Consider the following 21,189-nt stretch of genomic DNA (forward strand, 5'->3'; position numbering starts at 1 on the left):
GGCGCCCGGCCCTGAACCGCCCGCCTGAGAACATCTGCGATGTGTTCACGGTCACCGGCGAGTTCGAGATCCATGTGACGGTCCGCCCTGTCACGGGGAGGGCGGACTCCCCCGTTCCGTACGGTGCGCTGGAGCGGTACGCGGCCGAACGGGCCTGGAAGTTCACCCACATCGTCCTCGACCGTGGCCGCGCGCCCTCCCAGCCGATGCTGACCCTGCGCGCCGACGGCACCCTGCCGGCGGCCCGCTCCGCCGCCGAGTCGGCCGCGGCCGGGCTGGCCGGCGCGGGCTTCACGGTCGTACGGACGAAGATCGAGGCGGCGCCGTGGGCGGCGGGGGTGCCGGTGTCCGACGAGGACGGCCGGGCGCTCGGCCCGCGCTACTACTTCGAGCACCACCTCAAGCTGCTCCTGGCCGAGCCACCTCCGCCCGACGTACGCAACGCACTCACCGAGCTCGTCGCCGCCCACGCCGCCCACCTGTCCCGCAACGCCCGCCGGGTGCGCCCCGACGGGCGCGCCGAGCGCTTCGTCACCCAGCGCTGCCGCCTGGTCGGCCGCGACACGGCGGGCCGCCGGCTGCGGGCGCTGACCGCCGATCTGCGCGCCGGCGGCCACGAAATTGTCTCGATGGAGCGGGAATTCGTCGTGTATGACAGCGATGAGGGCCTGGACGCGGGCTGGATAGTCGAGGAGGAGGCAGCGCGATGACAGAGGCAGAGCCGGCATCATCGGCGTCGTCGTCATGGACGGGCTTCGGCTACGGCCCGTGGCCGGAGGACGGCACCATCCCCCAGCAGGCGCTGGACGAGGCGACCGCCCAGCAGATGCGTCTGCCGAAGTCGCTGCGCCCGGTCCTCGGCGAAGGCGTGCTCCAGCGCCCGGTGTTCGACCCGTCGATGGCCCACCACCACCGCGCGATGCGGGCCGGCGAGCCGCAGTTCGAGGACGCGGAGACCGGCCGCCGCTGGTACGCCGCCCGCCGCCGCGCCACCGACCTCGTCCTCGCCGCCGTCGCGGACTCGCCGTGGGCCGACCATCTGGTGCTGCGCGGCAGTGTGCTGCTCAGGGCCTGGTACGGCGAGGCGGCGCGCGAGCCCGGGGACCTGGACTTCGTCGTGGTGCCCGACTCCTGGCAGTTGGAGGACGAGCGTACGGACCGGATGATCGACGGCATCGCGCGCGCCGCCGACCTCGCCTCCCGGCGCGCGGGCGGTCCCGTCCGTGTCGACTCCCGGGGCGCGGTCAGCGACGAGATCTGGACGTACGACCGCGTCCCCGGCCGCCGCCTGGTCATCCCGTGGACGCCCGGGGAGGACGGCGTCCCGCCGGGCACGGTCCAGCTCGACTTCGTCTTCAACGAGCCGCTGCCCGCGCCCGCGGCCCTCACCGCGATCCCCCGCCACCCCGGCCCGGACGGCCCCGGAGAGGCCACCGAGCCCCCGATCCGGCTCAACGCGGCGACGCCCGAGCTCTCCCTCGCCTGGAAGATCCTGTGGCTGATCACGGACATGCACCCCGAGGGCAAGGACCTGTACGACGCGGTCCTGCTGGCCGAGTCCACCGAGCTGAGCTTCGAGCTGCTGCGCCATGTGTTCCAGGGCGTCGAGGGCGGCTACTACGAGCGGAATCCGGTGCTCCTGGAGTGGCTCGGGAGCGTCGAGGCGGACTGGTTCGAGTTCCAGAAGGACCATCCGCACATCAAGGGCCGCCACGACGCCTACCTCCGCCGCCTCCTCGATGCCCTCGCCCCCACCTACGCCGCCCTCCACGACGGCAGCGGTGAGTCCGCCGAGTACCTGGAGCGGGCGGCCTGGCTGGCCCAGTGGACGCGGGACTGCGGGAAGCTCCTGGCGGACTCCGGCATGGACGCGCTCCAGGAGCACCTGGTCGACCGGTACGTCCACGCGAAGAACGCCGTCGTGATCACTCGCGAGCTGCTCGGCCGCGCCGACTGCGAGATCGTGGACGCGGCCGAGGCCGTGCACGCCTTCCGGTCGTTCAGCCGCAAGGCGTACGAGATAGCCCAGGTCCTCGGCGACCCGGTCGAGGCGTCACGGCAGCTCACGGGCGAGCGGTGACTTTGCGGTGAGTATGAGACAGCGACACGCCGTCACCACGGCGTGTCGCTGTCTCATACTCACCGCAAACCGAAGGCCTTGCGCCTACGCCCCCAGGATGGTGGTCAAAAACTCCCCCGTCCACGCCAGCAGCTCCCGCCCCACCAGCGGCTTCCCGCCGATCCGGGCCGTCGCCGGCCGGGGCACCAGCACCTGCTTGGTGGCGGGCTTGATCACCGACCGCGGGTAGAGCCGCCCCAGCCGCAGCTCCTGCGACTCGCGCAGCTCGACCGGACCGAAGCGGATGTTGGAGCCCTGGAGCGTGATGTCGCCGACCCCGCAGGCCCGCGCCAGCAGCCGCAGCCCCGCGACCAGCAGCAGGTTCTCCACCGGCTCGGGCAGCTTGCCGTAGCGGTCGGTGAGCTCCTCGCGGACGTGGCGGATGTCCTCCTCGCTGCCCGCCGAGGCGATGGCCCGGTAGGCCTGGAGGCGCAGCCGCTCCCCCGGCGCGTAGTCGTGCGGGACATGCGCGTCGACCGGGAGCTCGATCTTGACCTCGAGCGGGGCCTCCTCCGGCTCCCCGCCCGCCTCCAGCGAGGCGCGGTAGTCGGCGACGGCCTCGCCCACCATGCGTACGTACAGGTCGAAGCCGACGCCCGCGATATGGCCGGACTGCTCGCCGCCGAGCAGATTGCCCGCGCCGCGGATCTCCAGGTCCTTCATCGCCACATACATGCCCGCGCCCATCTCGGTGTGCTGCGCGATGGTGGCCAGCCGCTCATGGGCGGTCTCGGTCAGGGGCTTCTCGGGCGGGTAGAGGAAGTACGCGTAACCCCGCTCGCGCCCCCGCCCGACGCGGCCGCGCAGCTGGTGCAGCTGGGAGAGGCCGAAGTTGTCGCCGCGCTCGACGATCAGCGTGTTGGCGTTGGAGATGTCGATGCCGGACTCGACGATCGTCGTCGAGACGAGCACATCGAACTTCTTCTCCCAGAAGTCGACGACGACCTGCTCCAGCACGTTCTCCGACATCTGGCCGTGGGCGGTGGCGATCCGCGCCTCGGGGACGATCTCGCGCAGCCGCGCCGCCGCCCGGTCGATGGACTCGACCCGGTTGTGGATGTAGAAGACCTGGCCTTCGCGCAGCAGCTCGCGCCGGATGGCCGCACCGATCTGCCTCTCCTCGTACGGGCCGACGAAGGTGAGCACCGGGTGGCGCTCCTCCGGCGGGGTGGTGATCGTGGACATCTCGCGGATGCCGGTCACCGCCATCTCCAGGGTGCGTGGGATGGGGGTGGCGGACATGGTCAGCACGTCCACATTCGCCCGGAGCTTCTTCAGCTGCTCCTTGTGCTCGACGCCGAAGCGCTGCTCCTCGTCCACGATGACCAGGCCCAGGTCCTTGAACCTGGTCTCGGAGGAGAACAGGCGGTGGGTGCCGATGACGACGTCGACCGAGCCCTCCCGCAGCCCCTCCAGGACCGCCTTCGCCTCGGTGTCCGTCTGGAAGCGGGACAGCGCCTTGACGATCACCGGGAACTGGCCGTACCGCTCGGTGAAGGTGCCGAAGTGCTGCTGCACCAGCAGCGTGGTCGGCACCAGCACGGCGACCTGCTTGCCGTCCTGGACCGCCTTGAAGGCCGCCCGGACCGCGATCTCGGTCTTGCCGTAGCCGACGTCGCCGCAGATCAGCCGGTCCATCGGGACCGACTTCTCCATGTCCTCCTTGACCTCGCCGATCGTGGTCAGCTGGTCGGGGGTCTCCGCGTACGGGAAGGCGTCCTCCAGCTCGCGCTGCCAGGGGGAGTCCGCGCCGAAGGCGTGGCCGGGCGCGGCCATGCGGGCGGAGTAGAGCTTGATCAGGTCGGCCGCGATCTCCTTGACTGCCTTCTTCGCGCGCGCCTTGGTCTTGGTCCAGTCGGCGCCGCCGAGGCGGTGCAGGGTCGGGGCCTCGCCGCCCACGTACTTGGTGATCTGCTCCAGCTGGTCGGTCGGCACGAACAGCCGGTCGCCGGGCTGGCCGCGCTTGGCGGGCGCGTACTCGACGACCAGGTATTCGCGGGTGGCGCCCTGGACGGTGCGCTGCACCATCTCGACATAGCGGCCGACGCCGTGCTGCTCATGGACGATGAAGTCGCCCGCCTGGAGGGTCAGCGGGTCGATGGTCTTGCGCCGCCGGGCCGGCATCCGGGCCCCGTCCTTGCCCGCCGCCTTCTGCCCGGACAGGTCGGTCTCGGTCAGCACGGCCAGCTTGAGGCCGGGGTCCACGAAGCCGTACTCGATCGAGCCGCAGGCCACCTGCACCACGGACGGCTTGATCTCGGTGAGGTCCCCGTCCAGCCGCGCCGCGATCCCCTCGCCGCCCAGCACCTCGACCGTACGGGAGGCCGGGCCGTGGGCCTCGGTCACGTACACCGTGTGCCAGCCGTCGGCCAGCCACCCCTTGGTGTCCGCGAGCGCGCGGGCGGTGTCGCCCCGGTAGCTCTCGGGGGCGCGCATGCCCAGCTTCAGGGTGTCTTCCTCGACATCCTCGTCGGCGGCCGCGAACGGGCTCACCGACCACCACATCATGCCCAGCTCGCGCGCCCGGTCGCGGACATCGGCGATGCTCCACAGCGAGGCCGCGCCCACGTCGATCGGCGCCTCGCCGCCCCCGGCCGTGGCCGCCCAGGACGCCTGGAGAAACTCCTGGCTCGTCGCCACCAGGTCCGCCGCCCTGGTCCGCACCCGCTCCGGGTCGCAGACCACGGCCATGCTGCCCGCCGGCAACACATCCAGCAGCAGCTCCATGTCGTCCACGAGCACCGGCGCGAGCGACTCCATGCCCTCGACCGCGATCCCCTCGGCGATCTTGCCCAGCAGCTCGCCCAGCTCCGGGTGGTCCTCCGCGAGCGCCGCGGCCCGCTCCCGCACCTCCTCGGTCAGCAGCAGCTCACGGCAAGGCGCGGCCCACAGCCCGTGCTCGGCCACCTCCAGGGATCTCTGGTCGGCGACCTTGAAGTAGCGGATCTCCTCGACGTCGTCGCCCCAGAACTCGATCCGGAGCGGATGCTCCTCGGTCGGCGGAAAGACATCCAGGATCCCGCCGCGCACCGCGAACTCACCGCGCTTCTCGACCAGCTCCACCCGCGCATACGCGGCGGCCGCCAGCCCGTCCACGATCTCCCCCAGATCGGCGCTCTGCCCCGACCGCAGACTCACAGGATCCAGCTCACCCAACCCCTTGACCTGCGGCTGCAGCACCGACCGCACCGGCGCGACCACCACCGACACGGGGCCTGCCGCCGGGTCGTCCGCACTCGGATGCGCCAGCCGCCGCAGCACGGCCAGCCGCCGGCCGACCGTGTCCGACCGCGGCGACAGCCGCTCGTGCGGCAGCGTCTCCCACGACGGGTACTCCACCACCCCGTCCGGCGGCAGCAGCGAGCGCAGCGCGGCCGCCAGATCCTCGGCCTCCCGCCCCGTAGCCGTCACCGCCAGCACCGGCCGCCCGGCGGAGCGCGCCAGGGCGGCGACGGCGAAGGGTCGGGCGGCGGGCGGGCCGACCAGGTCGACATGGTGACGCCCGCCGCTCGCGGCGGCCTGAACCGCCTCGGCGAGCGCGGGGTCCCGTACGACGGCGTCGAGCAGACCGGTAAGGCTCATAAGGGGCTATTCCATCCCGGAGGCGAACAACGCGAATGACCCGACACGTCACACGGGCCGGGGGTCTTCCAGAGTACGGCCCCCCGCCGACAACGTCCGCCCGGTCCGGCCACGGCCCGGACGGTGCCCACACCCCAGACCCGTACGGTCCGCACGCGGACAACCACAGAGCGTCACCCGTATGGCAGTATGGGCCCACCAGTATGGATAGCCATATGAAGACAACCGTGGAGATCTCCGACGCACTGCTGGACGAGGCTCGGCGGGCAGCGCGCGAGGAAGGAACGACACTCAGGGCACTGATCGAAGAAGGGCTGCGATCGGTCCTGGCTCAGCACGCGCACCGCAGCCACCCCTTCACCCTCCAGGACGCCAGCGTGGGAGGCGAGGGCTTGCAGCCCGAAGCACAAGGGGCGAGCTGGGAGCAGCTTCGCGGTCTCGCATACGGAGACCGTCTGTGATCGCCGTTGACACCAACCTCCTGGTGTACGCCCACCGGTCCGACAGCCCGTTCCATGCGGCGGCAGCACAGGTCAGACGGCTGGCTGAGGGCCGAGCCCCCTGGGCATTGCCATGGCCATGCCTGCATGAGTTCTTCTCGGTCGCCACACACCCGCGCATCTACCAGCCGCCGAGCACCACAACCCAGGCACTCGCGCAGATCGACGCCTGGCTCGCCTCCCCCACAGTGGTCCTCCTCTCGGAGGCGGGCACCTACTGGCCGCCGCTGCGGCAGGCGCTGGAAGAGGGCAAAGTCACCGGCCCCATGGTGCACGACGGCCGCATCGCGGCCCTGTGTGTGAGCAATGGCGTGCGCGAACTGTGGTCAGCTGACCGCGACTTCAGCCGGTTTCCCGCGCTCACCACCCGCAATCCGCTGCACCACTGACCCGTCCACTTACCCGCGGCGATGCGCCCGGGACCGGTCCCGAACGCCCGCGTCTACCCTTCGCCGAGGTAACTGCGGCGCATGCGTGACGCGACGCCGGAACATCAACGCGCCCCTACGGCCGGGCGGATGAGCGTGTCACCCTGCGGCACGCGGTGGGTGACACTTCACGGAAGAGCGGCGACATGGACGAGCGGGCGGCGCAACACCGGGCGGAAACGTCCCGTCCGTGGGCGGGAAGCTCGACAGCGAGCGGCTGCGGGCCGAGCTCGGCAACCGCCGCCGCCCCCGCAACCGCGGCCATCGCCCACACCACCTTCAGCCCCGACGGCCGCACTTTGGCCACCATCGGCTTCCAGGACAAGACCATCCACCTGTGGCGCCTGGTTTGACGTTTTGGCACACCGAGGAGAGACCGATGACGCACGACCACCTGACACCACCTCGCCTGGGCCCCCTCCGGGCCACCGGCAAACCAGAAGAGACCCGGCGCGGGGCCGGAACACGTCGGCCACGCCGCGCGGCGGCGGTGGTGGCGGCGGCCCTGCTGCTGGTGGCCACCGGATGCAGCGAAGGCGGAGGCGGGGGCGAGGACAAGGACTCCACCGAACCGCGCTCGACACGCTGGCGGTACGACTACGTCACCCCGTCCCATGACGCGAGCCTGTTCGCCATCGCCGCCGCGTCCAAGGACGAGGGCTGGGCCCTGGGGCGTGAGGCGCTGGGGGGCGACACCGCCACCTACATCCTGCTGCGCCGTCACGGCGCCACATGGCGGCGTGCCGAGATGCCGCTGCGCCCCGAGAACGGGGCGGAACTCTCCAACACCCAATTGGCCGCCTCCGGCCCGGACAACGTGTGGCTGTTCGCCAGCCAGATCGAGATCGACGGCGTCGAGGCGAGAAACAAGCCTCAGGCAGTGCGCTGGGACGGCCACCGATGGCGCAAGACCTCGGTCGACTTCGGCGTACAGGATGTCGCCGTCCTGGCCCCCGACGACGTGTGGGCACTGGACTCGGGGGCGGACGGCCCCGTGGCGCGCCACTGGGACGGCAAGCGATGGACCAGGCACCTCCTGCCCGACCAGGCCAACGCGCTGTCCGCGAGCGGCCCGGACGACGTCTGGGCCGCGGGCTACGGCGAGGATCAGCCCGCGATCATGCGCTTCGACGGGAAGAAGTGGCGGTCGGCCACGACACCCGAGTACCGCTCACCCAAGCCGAAACCGGACGAGAACGCCTCACTCACCGAGATAGTCGCCATCGACCGGGACGACGCCTGGGCGTTCGGCTCGCACAGCTACACCGTGGACGAAGACACCGCCGAAACACACGACGAGTCCTTCGCGCTGCACTGGGACGGCAAGCGCTGGCGGAAGGCCCCCAAGGCCCTCGACAGCTCGGTGGAGATCCATCCCTACCCCGCGATGTCGGCGACCCAGGACGGCGCGGGCGGGTTCGTCCTGGGCGGCCGGCAGCACCGCACAGCCGACGGCACCCTCCATGTGATCAAGGAGCCGAAGCCGGTCGCCGACCGCTCCGAGACAAGCAACACGGCGGCCCGGAGCCAGCACTTCCAACTGAGCGACCTGCAACTGGTGCCCGGCACTCACGAGATCTGGGCCGTCGGCTACGCCGAGAGCAGTGCCGACGCGGACTACATGCGCGGCGTGATCGCCGCCTATTCCACCGGCGGCTGACCCGACCGCAGGTCCCGCAACTCGGCAGTCGCCTCCTGCGGCACGGCATGCGCTACAGCTGTCGCGCACGGGACCCACCGGGGGCAGACCTGTGAGCAGTGGCAGCTCGAAGTGACCAGTGGAGGACGCGTCTGGTACCTCCTGGACACCGCCCGCGAGACCTGCTGGATCACCTTCGCGGGAATGGGGCATCCTCGCGCCACAGACCGCCGCTGAGCCCGCTACGGCCATGGGGTCGTGGGAGGCCCACGGCCCCTACTCGTCGACAGTCTGGCTCGCGAGACCGTAGACGGCCTGTGAATCCGGCAGCACCTGCCCCTCGGCGTCAGCGGCCACACCCCCGCCCCTCGGATCCTCCGGCTCTCCCACCCAGTACTGGACCGCTTCCCACGCGGAGAACCCGGCGTCCCGCGCTTCCTTCAAGCGCCGCCTCCAGGGCCCTCGGGCGTCCCAACCGGCGACTCCCATGCCCCTCCTGGGATAGAAACTGGCCGCGTCCGTTGTGTCCGACGCCCAGAGGTAGCCGATCAACCCGCCCCGAAGGGTTACCGGGAAGCAGTGGACGGGCGCTTGGGAGACACTCCGGAACTCAGTCCGCTCAAGGGTGAACGGGCTGAGGTCACCGAACTCCGTGGGGCGGCCCGTCCACGGATCGTAGCGATAGTCCGACATCTCCCCCTACTTCCTGTGGATCAGATGAGAACGCCGAGCGACCAGCACCATCAAAGCAGCGGTCACGCCACCGAACGTCATGACCGTCGAAGGGGAGGACAGGTCCACGATGACACCTCCGGCCAATGCCCCGAAGGAAATCGTGGCCTGAAAGGACGCCGTGAACATCACGGCTGACGCCTCCGGCGCATGCGGCGCCGCCTTCGCGAACCAGGTTTGGGAGCAGACCGGGACGGCGCCGTATGCCATTCCCCAGATCACCAGGAGGGCGATCGCCCCGGCACGCGATTGGCCGAGCACCGGCAGAAGCAGGGTCGCGGTGGAAATCATCGCCGCCGCGACCGCGAAGGTGGCGCGCGGATAGCGGGCGGCGCGGGATCCGCCCACGAAGTTGCCGATGATTCCCGCGGCTCCGTAAATGAACAGGGAGAGGGTGATCAGGCCGGAACTCGCCCGGGTGACCTGCTCCAGGAATGGATTGATGTAGGTGTACGCGCCGAAGTGCGCGAGCACGATGAGAAACGTCGCGGCCAGTGCGAAGCGTGTGTTGACGCTCCGGAGCATGCCACCGAGCACGGTCAGACGCGTGGCCTGCTCGGGTGGGAGCGGCGGAAGCACCACGAGCAGCGCGATGAAGACGGCGACGGCCAGAACGCCCATGACCACGAACGCCATCCGCCAGGTCGTGGCGTCCCCGATGAAGGTCCCCAGAGGAACGCCGAGCACCGACCCCAGGGGCACCGACGAGAAAATGACCGCCGTCGCCCGTCCCACCGAGTCGGCCGGTACGAGTCGGCTCGCCAGACCGGCTCCTATGGACCAGAAGCCGCCGATGGTGATCCCCACCAGCACCCGGGACACGAGAACGAGCCAGTAGCTGGAGGCCGCCGCGGCGAGGAAGTTGGCCATGGCCAGCAAGAGAATGAAGGCACACAGCATCAGCCGGCGGTCGATCCGCGCCGTGGCCGCGGTGACCAGAGGGGCGGAGAGCGCGGCCAGGAACCCGGGCATGGTCATCATCAGCCCGGCCATTCCGTCCGAGACGGTGAAGCTTGAGCCGATTGAGGTCAGCAGGCCGATGGGCAGGATCTCCGTGGTGACGATGGAGAAGATCCCCATCATCACCGAGACCACCGCCAGCCATGACGTCATAGCTGAGCGGCTCGCTGCTTCAGTGGTTCCGGCGGGAATCGCGGTGTCCGTGGGCATGAATTTCCGCTCTTTGTCGGGCGCTCCATGAGCTGTGCGACCACCAGCTCATCAACAGCGCCGACCAGATACTGGCGGGATTGCGACACCAACAGTGGCCCAGTTGATGATGCCGCTTTCTCGCCAGTGTCCGGGCCAGGGCGAGGACTACGGCCCGGCACCCGACCCGCGGGACATCGCATGAGCGCGGGCCGGGGGCCGGGCCGCGCCGTCGGCGCCGGAAGGCCACTGGGAGGTCCGATCCGCGAACGCGGCGCACGACGTGGCTGATCGAGGACCTGCGCCCCGGCTCAGTCGACGAACTGGTGATCCGTCCTGATCAGGCCGTGTTCGTCGAGGGTGATGAAGTCGAATCCCCGCGAGTCCATCTCGCCAGTGGCGACCGTGTACATCTCCCAGTTGAAACGCACCGCGTCGTGGTGCCCGCTCGCGTTCGGAACGGCCCGGAACGCGAACAGGCCCGGCTTGACCCACTTCTCGTACGCGATAGTGACGCGCTCCTCCATCGCGGCGTGCCCGTGCACCTCCTGCGTCGGCGTGTAGTGCGCGGTCTCGGGCGCGAAGAGTTCGGTGATCGCCTTCCGGCGCGCGTGGGGGTCCGGCTCGTTCCACAGGGCGATGTAGCGGGTCGCGAACTCGTTCAGGTCACTCATGGCTCTCTCCCTTTTCTTTGCTTACTTGGCAGCGCTTACTTGGCAGCGTCGGCCCGGCTCTTGGGCAGCGCCTGCACCAGGAGCCCGAGCAGCGCCGTGATGAGGAGGACGTAGTAGAGACAGGCCCCGAACGCGTCCGAATAGTCCGTGGCTATCGGGCTGCCGCCGAGCGCGTCGTAGAAGACGAGGCCGATCAGGGCCACCCCCAACCCGTTGCCGACCTGGATGCCGGTGGTGAGCACGCCCGAGGCGGCCCCCGCATGATGCGGTGAGACGCGGGCGAGCACGGTGGAGGCGAGCGGCGCGATGGCCAGCCCCATACCGGCGCCGTCCAGCAGCAGGCCGGGAACGAGCCAGCCGATGCCGCCGCTGACACGGATGTGGTGGACGGCCCAAATCTGCAGAACCAGGGCGACGATACGTATCGCACAGCCGACCGCGATGGTCTGCGGGCCGAGCCTGGCGGCCACCTTGCGCGCCGACATGGAGGTGATGATGTAGCCGAGTCCCAGCGCCCCGAAGACCAGCCCGGAGTCGAGCGGCTCCAGCAGTCGGCCTTTTTGCAGGTAGAGGGCGAGCACCAGGAAGTACGAGGCCATACCGGCGAAGAAGGTCAGCTGGGCGAGCAGGCCGACGGTGAAGGCCCGCTCCTTGAAAAGCCTGAGGTCCAGGGAGGGCGAGCCCCCGCTCGCGCGGACCCTGTTCTGCTGCACGGCAAACAGAGTGAACAGCGGGACGGAGGAGGCCAGCAGGACCCACGCCCACACCGGCCAGCCCTGCTGTCGTCCCCCGATGAGGGGCAGGCAGAGCGCGATCAGCGCGACCGTCACCAGCACCATGCCGACCAGGTCCAGCCTGGGGCGGCCCGGCGCCTTCGACTCCGGCACGTACTTCATGGCCAGCGCGGACGCCACCAGCCCGATCGGCAGATTGGTCAGGAAGCATGCGCGCCAGCCCATGCCGAACGCATCGGCCTTGATCAGCACGCCGCCGATGAGCTGCCCGAACACAGCGGCGAAACCGGAGACCGCGCCGTACCAGTTGATGGCCCGGGCCCGGGCAGCCCCGGTGTACACAGTGGAGATGAGGGCCAGCACCTGTGGTGCCATCAGTGCGGCTGCCGCGCCCTGAACCAGACGGAACGCCAGCAGTGATTCCGCGTCGCGTGCCAGTCCGCAGGCCGCCGAGGCCAGTGTGAAGGAAACCAGTGCGATCACGAACAGTCGGCGCCGGCCGAAGAGGTCACCGAGCCGACCTCCAGTGATCATCCCGACGCCGTACATCAGCGCGTAGCCGGCGACGATCAGCTGGATCTGGGCCTCGTTCGCGTGCAGGTCGGCCTGGATCGCCGGGATGGCGACATTGACGATGAAGAAGTCCAGGCCGCTGAGGAAGACACCGACGAGGACGATGGGCAGCGTGGCGGGATGCGGCCCTGACGGGACCGTCGGTAGCTGGGCGGCTCTGCCTGAAGACCTGGCAGAGGCGGCGGATGTGGCCATGGACAGAACTCCTGATCGGGCAGGCTGATTCGGCAGGACCTGCCGAAGGGCCTGCCGACCTGGATGCGGTGCCGTCAATCTCCCGCCCACAGGTAAGGAGTGCAATTACCTCCGAGGTAGGAATGACCCATTTGACGCCTCTGACCTGCGTCGATGGATGACGAAAAGCCGACGACTCAGGAGCTGCCGAGGGCGCGGACGGCCTCGGCGGTGGCCTGGTCGGCGGGGAAGAACGACTCGATGATCAGCTCGGCCACCGTGATGTCCCGAGGAGTGCCGAACGTCGCGAGCGTGGCGAAGAAGGACAGTTGGCGGTCGCCCCGGTGCAGCCGCAACGGAATACAGATGTCCCCCGCGCCCGGCACATCGACCTCTGGCTCCTCTTGGTCGCAGGGGTACTCCAGCAGCTCCTCGTACAGCGGCCGCAGCCTGCCGTCGGCAGCCGCCCGGCGGCGCAGCCGGTTCAACAGCTTGGCCCGCCACTCGCCGAGGTTGACGATGCCCGGGGCCATGCCCTTGGGGTGCAGGACCAGCCGGAGGGCGTTCACCGGGGGCTCCAGGAGTTCCGGCGCCACACCTTCGGTGAACAAGGCGAAGCTGGCGTTGGCGTCGACGATGCTCCACTCGCCGTCGACCACCAGCGCCGGGTAGGGCTCATGGCCACGCAGCACTTGCCTGACTGCGTCGAGCACCGGCGCCATCAGGGGGTGGGCGAGCGGCTTCTCCTCGTACAGCGGGGCGTAACCGGCCGCGAGGAGCACGGAGTTGCGGTCACGCATCGGCACATCGAGGTGCTCGGCCAGACGCAGCACCATGGCTCGACTGGGCTTGGCCCGGCCGGTTTCCAGGAAGCTGACGTGCCGCGCGGAAACCTGTGCCCGGTTCGCGAGATCGACCTGGCTCAGGCCCCGCCGTTCCCGCCACTCCCGCAGCAACGGGCCGGCCTGTGACTGTGTGCGCTGCTCGGAGATGGCCATTCCTGTGTCTCCCCCTGCCCGGCATGGCTGCCGGTCCGTCGCCAATCGATCTCACGTGATGGATCATGGTCGTGTGATACGTCGCCATTCACTGTCGCAGTCCCACAGGCGGAGACGTTCCCCTACCCTTTACCAGGAGACCTCGTGTCCCTTCCGCTGCCCCGACATGAAGACGCCGGGGTGCCCGTCATCCGAACCGACTTCACCGACAGCGACGGCTGGGAGCGCCTCTCGCAGGCCCTGGTGACGCCCGTGGGGTTGACCTCGGCAACATGTTCTTCAGCGAGTCCAGCGACTTCGCATGGGACGACGACGAACTTCTCGTAGCGGGTCCGGGAACGGACGTGTGGAAGGAGTTCGAGCGGATGGACGGGGACGACGAGGACGAGGACGAGGACGACGAGCTGGAATAGGCCAGAGCGCGAGCCTCAGGCGCAGTGCGCCGAAGGCGTCGGACGACGGGGAAGGCAGCTGGGCCGCATGCCCTCCAGTGGCGCTGGGCCGTGCGCTCGCCACAAGCCCGGCGCCCGGCTCATCAAACGGCGCCAGGCTGCCCCTGGTAGGTCGTGCCGTCGAGGTAGAGAGCCGCTGCCGCGCGGACCAGCTCATCCGCGCGTGCTTCGACCTGAGCGACGAAGGCGAGATTCGGCGTCTCGCCGATGACATGGTGGGCGTTCTGGGTTGCACTCCCAGCCCCAGTCACCCATTGGCAACCTGCGCGCGTGCGGTCTGCATGATCTCCCGGATCTCATCCATGGCCGCCTGCTCGGCCGCAGCCACGAGACGGCCGTCTGCATCGGCTGCCGACGAGTCCAGCCGCTGAAGTGGGAGTACTGCCGTCTGTGCTGGTGCCAGGCCCGACTCAACGCCAAGGCTGCCACCGGTATGCCGACCGTCAGCGGCGAGGTGATGACCCCGTGGCTCCAGGCCGTCCGCCATCACCGGCTCTCCTTCGTGGCCCTCGGCTTCCGGTGACGCTCATTTGTCGGTGGGCTTCGCTGCGGCGGGGTTGAGGGTCTTGTGCACTACGCCGACCGACACCTTGACTGCGGCGGCGATCTCGCGGATCGGCTGGCTTCGGCGTGGCGGCGAGGATCATTCATCACTTATCAGCGTCCACCACAGGGCGGCGGCCGTCGATGCGGCCGCGGGCCCGGCCGTAATTCGCTTGCCCTGGCCACGGGTCAACGCTGCACTGTGGCCGGACACCACGAGTCGTGGTGCCGGTATTTCGAGGAGGCAGCGGCGGCAATGGAGATTCGTTCCATGACCGATGAGGACCTTGACGTCTTCGTCGACACAGTCCATGCCGCGTTCGGGCACTTCCCGGAAACCCCGGTCGAGGGCGGCGGGCTCTGGTGGTCGGCGCTCGAATTGGACCGCTGCCTGCTCGCCCTGACGGCGGACGGACGGCCCGTCGGCACCGCCGCCGCGCACTCCTTCGAACTCACCCTGCCCGGTGACACCCTCGTCCCGGCCGCCGGGGTGACCGCCGTCGGCGTCCTGCCCTCGCACCGGCGCCAGGGCGTGCTCAGCGCGATGATGCGGCATCAGCTCGCCGAGTTGCGGGCCCGCGGGGAGTTCCTCTCCGTGCTGCTTGCCTCTGAGGCTTCGATCTACGGCAGGTTCGGCTACGGACCGGCGACCTACACGGCGCGGCTGACGGTGCCACGCCACAAGGCCGCCCTCGCCGTTCCCCGGGCTCGCGGAGTGGCCGACGCACCAGCGACCGGCTCGGTCGAGGTGCTGCGTCGGGCCGAGTGCGGCGAGATTCTGGAAGAGGTCTACGACCGGTATCGCCGCGCCCAGCCCGGCGCGCTGTCCCGGCCGCACCGCTGGTGGGCCTTGCGCGCGGGACAACCCCCGATCTCGTCGGCGCCGCGCTACGTCGCTGTCCACCGGGACCCCGACGGCGTCCCGGACGGGTACGCCAGCTACTCGATCGAGTCCGGCACCCTGACGGTCGACGAGACCATCGTCACCGACGACGCCGTCTTCACGGCCCTGGCCCGGTTCGTACTCGGGCACGACCTGGTCTCTCAGGTCGTGTTCCAGCACGTCCCGCCCGAGCACCCGCTGCGCTGGCAGTTCGCGGACTTCCGCGCCGGCGAGGTGAGCGGCGACATGGACTGGCTCTGGGTGCGGCTGCTGGACGTCCCGCGTGCGCTGACCGCGCGCGGCTGGTTCATGGACGGCGAGCTCGTCCTCGACGTCGAGGACCCGTTCCTCGGCGAGCACGGCCGCTACCTGCTGACCGTCCAGGACAGCAAGGCCGACTGCGTCCCGACGGATCGGGAGCCCGACCTGTCCCTGGACGTGAGCGACCTGGGCTCGGTCTACCTCGGCGGCACCGCCCCCAGCACGCTCGTGCGTGCCGGACACATCCGGGCCCACCGCCCGGGCGCTGCCACCCTCGCTGACGCCCTCTTCCGCGCCGAGCGCTCCCCGCACTGCCTGCACTGGTTCTGACCGCGCGCTCGCCGACCCTGCACAAGTCTCGTTCGTCGGCTACGTTCGGCCTAACGAACAGGCCGGAGACGAAGCAACGGGAGTACGCCGAGGGTCGGCTACTTTGCACCGTGGATCAGGGATAGGAGACCGGGGAGATCCGGGACGCCTACGAGTACCACGGGTACGAGGACGCGGAGTGGTCGCGGCGGTTCCGTACCTTCCTGCACGGCCGGGCGTGGACGCACGCCGAGGGGCCGGTCGCCTTGTTCAGCCAGGCCGTGGGCTGGCTGCGCCGTCACCGGGTGCTGCTGCCCGGGGTGTCGGTGCTGGCCCGGCAGGTGTCCGAGGCCCGCGCGGTCGCGGAGAAGCGGCTGCGCGCCACGGTCGCGGGGGCCGCGCGGAGGGCGGACCCGGCGCTGCCGGGCGCGTTGGTGGCGACGCTGAAGACGCCGGAGGGGTGATGCGGCACCCGGAGGCGAAGGCGATCGACGAGGCCCTGGATCTGTTCCAGGTCCTCATGGCCGCCCGGCTGCTGAACACCGCGAAGCGGAAGACGGAGAAGGAGCGGCTGTCCACACTGCCGCAGTTGGAGAAGGCGTCCCGGCTGGTCGCCCCTGCGTGGGAGGTGATGGTCGAGGAGCTGGAACTGGTCGAGGAGCACGGCGCGGACCTGGACGTGGCCGCGCTGTGGGCCGCGCTGGAGGAGATCGCGCCACGCGCCGCCATGACGACGGCCGCGGCCACGGTGGTCACCCCGCTGCTGCAAGTGGTCAACCCCGTCGACGACACCTACCGCCGCCAGATGAACCGCCAGCTCACCGTGCAGGAGTCGCGCCACAAGCCGGCCCGGGACGTGTGCCACGGCAAGCGCGGCACCATCCACCAGGCGTACAAGTACATCGACGCCGCCGTCGACCGGCTCCGCGCCGAGGAACACGAAGTCCGGGACGAGGACATCGCCCGGCACTCCCCGCTCAAGCACAAGAACCTGAACCTGCTCGGCCACTACAGTTTCACCGCCTCGACCCCGGCCGCCGGCGCGCTGCGGCCGCTGCGCGACCCGGACGCGCCGGAACTGGACGATGACGAGGACGGGTCCGCGCCCGGCTGACCCCAGCCGGACACGCCACGCCCGCTTCGTGTTCGAATTCGGGAGCGACTCCTACTCCGGAGTGTTGGGCGCTGGAGGCGACTGATGGATGAACTCGCTGATGAAGGTGGCCAGTTCGGTGATCGCCGCATGGGCGGGGGGCTCGCTCCAGACCAGGTGGAGCGGAAGGGCGGGGGCGTCGGCGAGCGGGCGGTAGGCGACCCCGGGGTAGGGGTGCATCTCGGCGGTGGCGGCGCTGCTCACGCCGACGCCTCGACCGGCGGCGATGGCGGCCAGCCAGTCATCGGTGTTGGCCACTTCCAAGGTGGAGGCCGGGTGGGCAGCGTCGGGCCACAGCTGGGGTGTGGTGGTGCCGGAGACGGTGTTCAGCACGACCGTGTATCCCGTCAGGTCGGCCAGGACCAGGTCGTCGCGTGCGGTCAGGGCGCTGTCCGCCGGGACGGCGGCGACGCGCGGCTCGTACGACAGCAAGACGCTGGAGACACCGGGGATGGTCAGCGGGTCTCGCAGCAGCGCGGCGTCCACGCGCCCTTGGGCCAGGCCCGCGGTGCGGTCGTCGATGCGCAGCAGCTCCAGCGGCGTTCGGGGGTGGGCCTGCTGCCAGCGGCGCAGCACGGTGGAGGTGTGGCGGCCCAGGGCCGACCAAGTGTGCCCCACGCGCAGCGGCCAGACCTCAGTGCGGCCGGGGTCGAGGGCGGCGTCGACGGCGGCGACGGCGGCGGCGGCCCGGACGCGGAACGCCTGCCCCGCGTCGGTCAGCTGCAGGTAGTGGGTGGAGCGGTCGATGAGCCGGATCCCGAGGTGCTCCTCCAGCGCCCTCAGGGTGCGGGAGAGAGCGGGCTGGCTGATGTGCAGGCGAGCGGCGGCGCGCGTGATACCGCCCTCCTCGGCGATGGCGAGGAAGGCCCGCAGGTGCCGCAGCTCCATGGTCATACCCTGCAAGCATAATCGCGGGTGGATCGGCATTTCCCAGGACACTCATTCGTCCGTAGCGTCGATTCCATGACCGCCACGCCCCCCTCCGCCCCCTCTGCCGTCGACACAGCCGCCAGGTCCGTGCCGCCCACACAGGGGCCCCGGGGCTGGGCGGCCGGCGGCCCGGCGCTGGGAACCAGCTTGGTCCTGGGCGGCCTGCTCGCTCAGGAGTTCGGCGCCGCGATGGCCGCTTCCCTGTTCCCCCAGGCCGGCGCCCTGGGCATCGTCGCGCTGCGTCTGACTGTCTCTGCGGTGCTGCTGCTGGCGGTATGCCGGCCCAGGGTGCGCGGCCACCGCCGCGCCGACTGGGCGGTGATCGTCGCCTTCGGAGTCGCCCTGGCCGGCATGAACACCCTCTTCTACCAGGCCATCGCCCGCATCCCCCTGGGAGCGGCGGTCACGTTGGAAGTGCTCGGTCCGCTGGTGCTGTCCGTGGTCACCGCCCGCCGTGCCACCAGCTGGCTGTGGGCCGCACTGGCTCTGGGCGGCGTGGCACTGCTCGGCCGCGGCGGTCTGGACAGCCTGGACGGCGTCGGCGTCGGCTTCGCCCTGGGCGCTGCAGTCCTGTGGACGGCCTACATCCTGCTGTCCGCCCGCATCGGCGCCCGCTTCCCCAAGGCCGACGGCCTCGCCCTGGCGATGGCGGTCGGAGCAGTCCTCAGCCTCCCGGCGGGTCTCGCCGACGCCGGGGGCCGGCTGCTCGATCCGGTCATCCTCGGCCTGGGCGCGGCGGTCGCGGTACTCTCCTCCGCCCTGCCCTACACCCTGGAGATGCTGGCGCTGCGCCGACTGGCTCCCGCCACCTTTGCCGTCCTGATGAGCCTGGCCCCGGCCGTCGCCGCCCTGGCCGGCTACCTCGTCCTGCACCAGGGCCTGACGGGCATCGACCTCATCGCCATCACCCTGGTGGTGGCCGCGAGTGCCGGAGCCGTGCGCGCCTGCGGCCGGTGACCGACGGCCGGCGCGCGACAAGCAGCTCCGCCAGACGGGAGGGTGCGACCTGCGCGAGTGCGGCGCGCCGATCACCGTACGGCAACCAAGAGCGCCGGGTGGGTCGGATGCGCCCCTGACGCGACTGCTCCGCGCCAGGGGGCGATCGATCCGTTCAACGCCGTCACGCGGCCTCGGCCCGTGTGAACGCGGCACCCGATCCCGGGCCGAGCCACACCAGCCGCGCGGAGACCCCCTTGCGGCGCCCGTAGTGCCACACCGCACGCTCCGGTGAGCCCAGCGACATCGTCACCGCCCCGCCCAGGCCGATCACGTGCGCGCTGCCGTCCTCGTACGCCATGCCCCAGGCCGCGACGTGCGCGTCCGCGAACTCCGTCCCCATGTCGCATTCCTGGACCACGGCGAACATTCGGGGTGCGGTGTCGAGCACGAGTGCGCATACCTCCCGGTCGAAGTCGAACGGCGCTGAGCTGGGGTCTTGGGGGGCTACGGTGGCCATGGAAGTCTCCTGTCACGGAGGAGGAGTTGGGCTAGGGCGGCAAGTCGCGAGCGAAGCAACGCTCCGGCCATACATGTGAGTTACATCATAGCCACGAGCTATGATTCAGTGAACTCAATTGATGGGATACGTCATAACACCCCTCGTGTGGGTGAACGGCACCATGTGTGAGCGAGAGGGAAAGCGCGATGGCCCGGATCAAGCTCCCGCCGACCATTCGGCAACGTCGGCTGGGCGCCGAACTGCGTCGGCTACGGGAACAGGCAGACCTCAACGCCACGCAGGCAGGCGCACTGCTCGGTTCGTCGCAGTCGCGCGTGAGCAGCATCGAGTCCGGGGGCTACGCGGTGAGCGCCGACCGGGTACGTGCCATGGCGCGGGCGTACGGGTGTGCCGATCAGGCGCTGATCGAAGCGCTCGCCGAGATGACGGGCGGCCGGACTCGGGGCTGGTGGGACGAATACCGGGACATCCTGCCGCCGAGCATGCTCGACATGGCCGAGCTGGAGCACCACGCCCGGTCCATGCGGATCGCATCGGTTATTCACATGCCAGGGGTGTTGCAGACCAGGGACCATGCCCGCGCGATCGTCAGCGCGGTCGAGCCGCCCCTCGCCCTGCACGAGGTGGAGCATCGGGTGTCCCATCGCATCAAGCGGCAGGCGGTGCTCCACGGAGACCAGTCGACGCCTCTGACCGCGACCATCCACGAGGCCGCACTGCGCATGGAATTCGGCGGTCCGGGCGTGGCCCGCAAGCAGCTCGAATACCTGCTGACGATGAGCGAGCGGGAACACATCACCGTGCTGGTGATCCCCTTCGGCTCGGGTGCCTTCCCCAACTCCGGCCAGGGACTCATCTACCTCTGTGGAGAGGTGCCGCACCTGGATACGGTGCAGCTCGATACCGACCACGGTTCCGAGTTCCTGGACACCCAGCCTCAACTGACCAGGTATCGCAGCACGCTGGACCGCATGGAAGCCCTCGCGTTGAAGCCGACTGAGTCGCGCGACATGATTCGCCGCATCGCGCAAGGCATCTAGCGGAGGAACATCTGTGTCCACCTACATTTGGCGGAAGTCCTCGTACAGCGGCAACGCAGGCAACTGCGTCTACGTCGCCAACGACCACGACGGTACGGTCAAAATGCGGGAGAGCGATGGGCCTAACGCCACACTCGCCGCCAGCCCCGCCACGTTCGGCGTCTTCATACGCGCCGTCAAGGCCGGCGCCTTCGACCAGCTCGCCGCAGACTGATTCAGCGGGCGCGCCGGGCCCGGCCGCCCGCCCCCGCCCCCTTCCCCGTCGCCGACGCAGTACGCCGAAGGCGCGAGACGGCGGGGAAGACGGCCGGGCCGCATGCCGTCCAGCGGCGCTGGGCCGTACGCCCAGCCGCCGAACGAGCAGGCACAGACTCACGCCGCTCAGCGGATTTCCTTGGTCTTGAGCATGCGGGTGATGACCTTGTCGAGCTCGTCGTCCTGGAAGACCTTCTTCCAGTCGTCCCGGACGATCGACTCACGCCCGTAGTCCATCGCGATCAGGCACGCGTCCGAGAACGGGTTGTCGCCCTTGAGCGTGTTGGCCAGGGCGACCTGGGTGTGGCCGAGCAGCATCGCCCGGGCGGCGGACTCCGGCACGCCCACCGTGTGGACCGTCTCGTGCAGGGCCTCGGCGAGCAGCGCGCCGACCATGCAGGCGATGGTTTCGACGAGGGGCGGAAAGAGCGCCCGTCGATTCGCTAAGGTGACCGCTTCTGTTCGCTCCGTAGTCGAAGGGTCGTCGGTTCGGATGCTGCTCAAGCGTCTCTGATCAGCTAAGCGATCCCATGTGAACCGTAAGGTCCGGCGCGGGTTCTTCCCACCTGGGCGGGGAAGCGTGAGCGTGGAGGTGGAATCCC

The 21,189-nt window shown here is 70.0% G+C and carries 20 protein-coding genes and 2 pseudogenes; 13 read left to right on the plus strand and 9 right to left on the minus strand.

The features are described 5' to 3' along the window. Positions 1 to 41: 41 nt before the first annotated feature. Positions 42 to 710, plus strand: a complete 669-nt coding sequence (locus PV419_RS09800; protein WP_319687511.1) for a hypothetical protein — start codon at positions 42 to 44, stop codon at positions 708 to 710. Further along, on the plus strand, positions 707 to 2,080 hold the full coding sequence (locus tag PV419_RS09805; RefSeq protein ID WP_319687513.1) for a nucleotidyl transferase AbiEii/AbiGii toxin family protein: 1,374 nt from the start codon (positions 707 to 709) through the stop codon (positions 2,078 to 2,080). The genes PV419_RS09800 and PV419_RS09805 overlap by 4 nt, the downstream gene beginning before the upstream one ends. A gap of 84 nt (positions 2,081 to 2,164) precedes the next feature. On the opposite strand, the gene mfd is transcribed toward PV419_RS09805, so the two are convergent. Further along, a complete protein-coding gene (mfd, locus tag PV419_RS09810) occupies positions 2,165 to 5,701 on the minus strand; it encodes a transcription-repair coupling factor (protein WP_319687514.1) in 3,537 nt (1,178 codons plus the stop codon). Positions 5,702 to 5,916: 215 nt separating this feature from the next. Here mfd and PV419_RS09815 point away from each other — a divergent pair, with 215 nt between their 5' ends. The 4 genes from PV419_RS09815 (at position 5,917) to PV419_RS09830 (ending at position 8,289) form a co-directional block, all read left to right on the plus strand. After that, positions 5,917 to 6,162 (plus strand): type II toxin-antitoxin system VapB family antitoxin, encoded by a 246-nt coding sequence (locus tag PV419_RS09815; protein WP_319687515.1) that lies wholly within the window; start codon positions 5,917 to 5,919, stop codon positions 6,160 to 6,162. Next, positions 6,159 to 6,590 carry a TA system VapC family ribonuclease toxin gene (locus tag PV419_RS09820; protein ID WP_319687516.1) on the plus strand — a complete coding sequence of 144 codons (432 nt, stop codon included), beginning with the start codon at positions 6,159 to 6,161 and terminating at the stop codon, positions 6,588 to 6,590. Before PV419_RS09815 ends, PV419_RS09820 begins: the two co-directional genes overlap by 4 nt. Before the next feature lie 155 nt (positions 6,591 to 6,745). Further along, complete coding sequence (locus PV419_RS09825) at positions 6,746 to 6,982, plus strand: hypothetical protein (protein WP_319687517.1); 237 nt, start codon at positions 6,746 to 6,748, stop codon at positions 6,980 to 6,982. Between the two features lie 26 nt (positions 6,983 to 7,008). After that, a complete protein-coding gene (locus PV419_RS09830; protein WP_319687518.1) occupies positions 7,009 to 8,289 on the plus strand; it encodes a hypothetical protein in 1,281 nt (426 codons plus the stop codon). A gap of 255 nt (positions 8,290 to 8,544) precedes the next feature. Here PV419_RS09830 and PV419_RS09835 read toward each other — a convergent pair whose 3' ends face one another. The 5 genes from PV419_RS09835 to PV419_RS09855 form a co-directional block, all read right to left on the minus strand. After that, positions 8,545 to 8,712 carry a hypothetical protein gene (locus tag PV419_RS09835; RefSeq protein WP_319687520.1) on the minus strand — a complete coding sequence of 56 codons (168 nt, stop codon included), beginning with the start codon at positions 8,710 to 8,712 and terminating at the stop codon, positions 8,545 to 8,547. A 255-nt stretch (positions 8,713 to 8,967) separates the two neighbouring features. After that, positions 8,968 to 10,113 (minus strand): MFS transporter, encoded by a 1,146-nt coding sequence (locus PV419_RS09840; RefSeq protein ID WP_319687522.1) that lies wholly within the window; start codon positions 10,111 to 10,113, stop codon positions 8,968 to 8,970. A gap of 347 nt (positions 10,114 to 10,460) precedes the next feature. Next, the gene (locus tag PV419_RS09845) at positions 10,461 to 10,823 is read right to left on the minus strand and encodes a nuclear transport factor 2 family protein (RefSeq protein ID WP_319687523.1); all 363 of its coding nucleotides are present in this window, start codon (positions 10,821 to 10,823) and stop codon (positions 10,461 to 10,463) included. A gap of 35 nt (positions 10,824 to 10,858) precedes the next feature. Then, a complete protein-coding gene (locus PV419_RS09850) occupies positions 10,859 to 12,325 on the minus strand; it encodes an MFS transporter (protein WP_319687524.1) in 1,467 nt (488 codons plus the stop codon). A gap of 176 nt (positions 12,326 to 12,501) precedes the next feature. Continuing rightward, positions 12,502 to 13,302, minus strand: coding sequence for a helix-turn-helix domain-containing protein (locus PV419_RS09855; protein ID WP_319687525.1), 801 nt, complete (start codon positions 13,300 to 13,302; stop codon positions 12,502 to 12,504). A 272-nt stretch (positions 13,303 to 13,574) separates the two neighbouring features. Between PV419_RS09855 and PV419_RS09860 the strand changes: the two genes are divergently transcribed. From PV419_RS09860 to PV419_RS53230, 4 genes and pseudogenes are all read left to right on the plus strand, one after another. Then, positions 13,575 to 13,715, plus strand: coding sequence for a hypothetical protein (locus PV419_RS09860; RefSeq protein WP_319687527.1), 141 nt, complete (start codon positions 13,575 to 13,577; stop codon positions 13,713 to 13,715). Between the two features lie 268 nt (positions 13,716 to 13,983). Next, a complete protein-coding gene (locus PV419_RS09865; protein WP_319687528.1) occupies positions 13,984 to 14,277 on the plus strand; it encodes a hypothetical protein in 294 nt (97 codons plus the stop codon). Positions 14,278 to 14,553: 276 nt separating this feature from the next. After that, a complete protein-coding gene (locus tag PV419_RS09870) occupies positions 14,554 to 15,771 on the plus strand; it encodes a GNAT family N-acetyltransferase (RefSeq protein ID WP_319687529.1) in 1,218 nt (405 codons plus the stop codon). 134 nt (positions 15,772 to 15,905) lie between these two features. Next, positions 15,906 to 16,579 (plus strand): annotated as a pseudogene (locus PV419_RS53230) (DUF4158 domain-containing protein); the annotation flags it as partial. A 336-nt stretch (positions 16,580 to 16,915) separates the two neighbouring features. Here PV419_RS53230 and PV419_RS09885 read toward each other — a convergent pair. Then, positions 16,916 to 17,791, minus strand: coding sequence for a LysR family transcriptional regulator (locus tag PV419_RS09885; protein WP_319687580.1), 876 nt, complete (start codon positions 17,789 to 17,791; stop codon positions 16,916 to 16,918). A 75-nt stretch (positions 17,792 to 17,866) separates the two neighbouring features. Here PV419_RS09885 and PV419_RS09890 point away from each other — a divergent pair, with 75 nt between their 5' ends. Then, the gene (locus PV419_RS09890; protein WP_319687531.1) at positions 17,867 to 18,790 is read left to right on the plus strand and encodes an EamA family transporter; all 924 of its coding nucleotides are present in this window, start codon (positions 17,867 to 17,869) and stop codon (positions 18,788 to 18,790) included. A gap of 163 nt (positions 18,791 to 18,953) precedes the next feature. Here the strand turns inward: PV419_RS09890 and PV419_RS09895 are convergent, their stop codons facing one another. Further along, entirely contained in the window at positions 18,954 to 19,289 is a 336-nt protein-coding gene (locus tag PV419_RS09895; protein WP_319687532.1) for a hypothetical protein, read from the minus strand. Between the two features lie 188 nt (positions 19,290 to 19,477). On the opposite strand from PV419_RS09895, the gene PV419_RS09900 reads away from it, so the two are divergent. Next, the gene (locus PV419_RS09900) at positions 19,478 to 20,332 is read left to right on the plus strand and encodes a helix-turn-helix transcriptional regulator (RefSeq protein WP_319687534.1); all 855 of its coding nucleotides are present in this window, start codon (positions 19,478 to 19,480) and stop codon (positions 20,330 to 20,332) included. A gap of 13 nt (positions 20,333 to 20,345) precedes the next feature. Beyond that, positions 20,346 to 20,546, plus strand: coding sequence for a DUF397 domain-containing protein (locus PV419_RS09905; protein ID WP_319687535.1), 201 nt, complete (start codon positions 20,346 to 20,348; stop codon positions 20,544 to 20,546). Between the two features lie 167 nt (positions 20,547 to 20,713). Here PV419_RS09905 and PV419_RS09910 read toward each other — a convergent pair. Beyond that, positions 20,714 to 21,106 (minus strand): annotated as a pseudogene (locus PV419_RS09910) (phosphogluconate dehydrogenase C-terminal domain-containing protein); the annotation flags it as partial. Positions 21,107 to 21,189 lie beyond the last annotated feature (83 nt).

Source organism: Streptomyces sp. ME19-01-6 (genome assembly GCF_033793745.1).
GTDB lineage: Bacteria > Actinomycetota > Actinomycetes > Streptomycetales > Streptomycetaceae > Streptomyces.

Excerpts from the sequence above, each read along its gene's own strand:
- PV419_RS09885 (WP_319687580.1), bottom strand. The coding sequence starts at position 17,791 with ATGGAGCTGCGGCACCTGCGGGCCTTCCTCGCCATCGCCGAGGAGGGC.
- PV419_RS09870 (WP_319687529.1), top strand. The coding sequence starts at position 14,554 with ATGGAGATTCGTTCCATGACCGATGAGGACCTTGACGTCTTCGTCGAC.
- PV419_RS09805 (WP_319687513.1), top strand. The coding sequence starts at position 707 with ATGACAGAGGCAGAGCCGGCATCATCGGCGTCGTCGTCATGGACGGGC.
- PV419_RS09845 (WP_319687523.1), bottom strand. The coding sequence starts at position 10,823 with ATGAGTGACCTGAACGAGTTCGCGACCCGCTACATCGCCCTGTGGAAC.
- PV419_RS09855 (WP_319687525.1), bottom strand. The coding sequence starts at position 13,302 with ATGGCCATCTCCGAGCAGCGCACACAGTCACAGGCCGGCCCGTTGCTG.
- PV419_RS09815 (WP_319687515.1), top strand. The coding sequence starts at position 5,917 with ATGAAGACAACCGTGGAGATCTCCGACGCACTGCTGGACGAGGCTCGG.
- PV419_RS09860 (WP_319687527.1), top strand. The coding sequence starts at position 13,575 with ATGTTCTTCAGCGAGTCCAGCGACTTCGCATGGGACGACGACGAACTT.
- PV419_RS09850 (WP_319687524.1), bottom strand. The coding sequence starts at position 12,325 with ATGGCCACATCCGCCGCCTCTGCCAGGTCTTCAGGCAGAGCCGCCCAG.
- PV419_RS09830 (WP_319687518.1), top strand. The coding sequence starts at position 7,009 with ATGACGCACGACCACCTGACACCACCTCGCCTGGGCCCCCTCCGGGCC.
- mfd (WP_319687514.1), bottom strand. The coding sequence starts at position 5,701 with ATGAGCCTTACCGGTCTGCTCGACGCCGTCGTACGGGACCCCGCGCTC.
- PV419_RS09895 (WP_319687532.1), bottom strand. The coding sequence starts at position 19,289 with ATGGCCACCGTAGCCCCCCAAGACCCCAGCTCAGCGCCGTTCGACTTC.
- PV419_RS09840 (WP_319687522.1), bottom strand. The coding sequence starts at position 10,113 with ATGACGTCATGGCTGGCGGTGGTCTCGGTGATGATGGGGATCTTCTCC.
- PV419_RS09890 (WP_319687531.1), top strand. The coding sequence starts at position 17,867 with ATGACCGCCACGCCCCCCTCCGCCCCCTCTGCCGTCGACACAGCCGCC.
- PV419_RS09900 (WP_319687534.1), top strand. The coding sequence starts at position 19,478 with ATGGCCCGGATCAAGCTCCCGCCGACCATTCGGCAACGTCGGCTGGGC.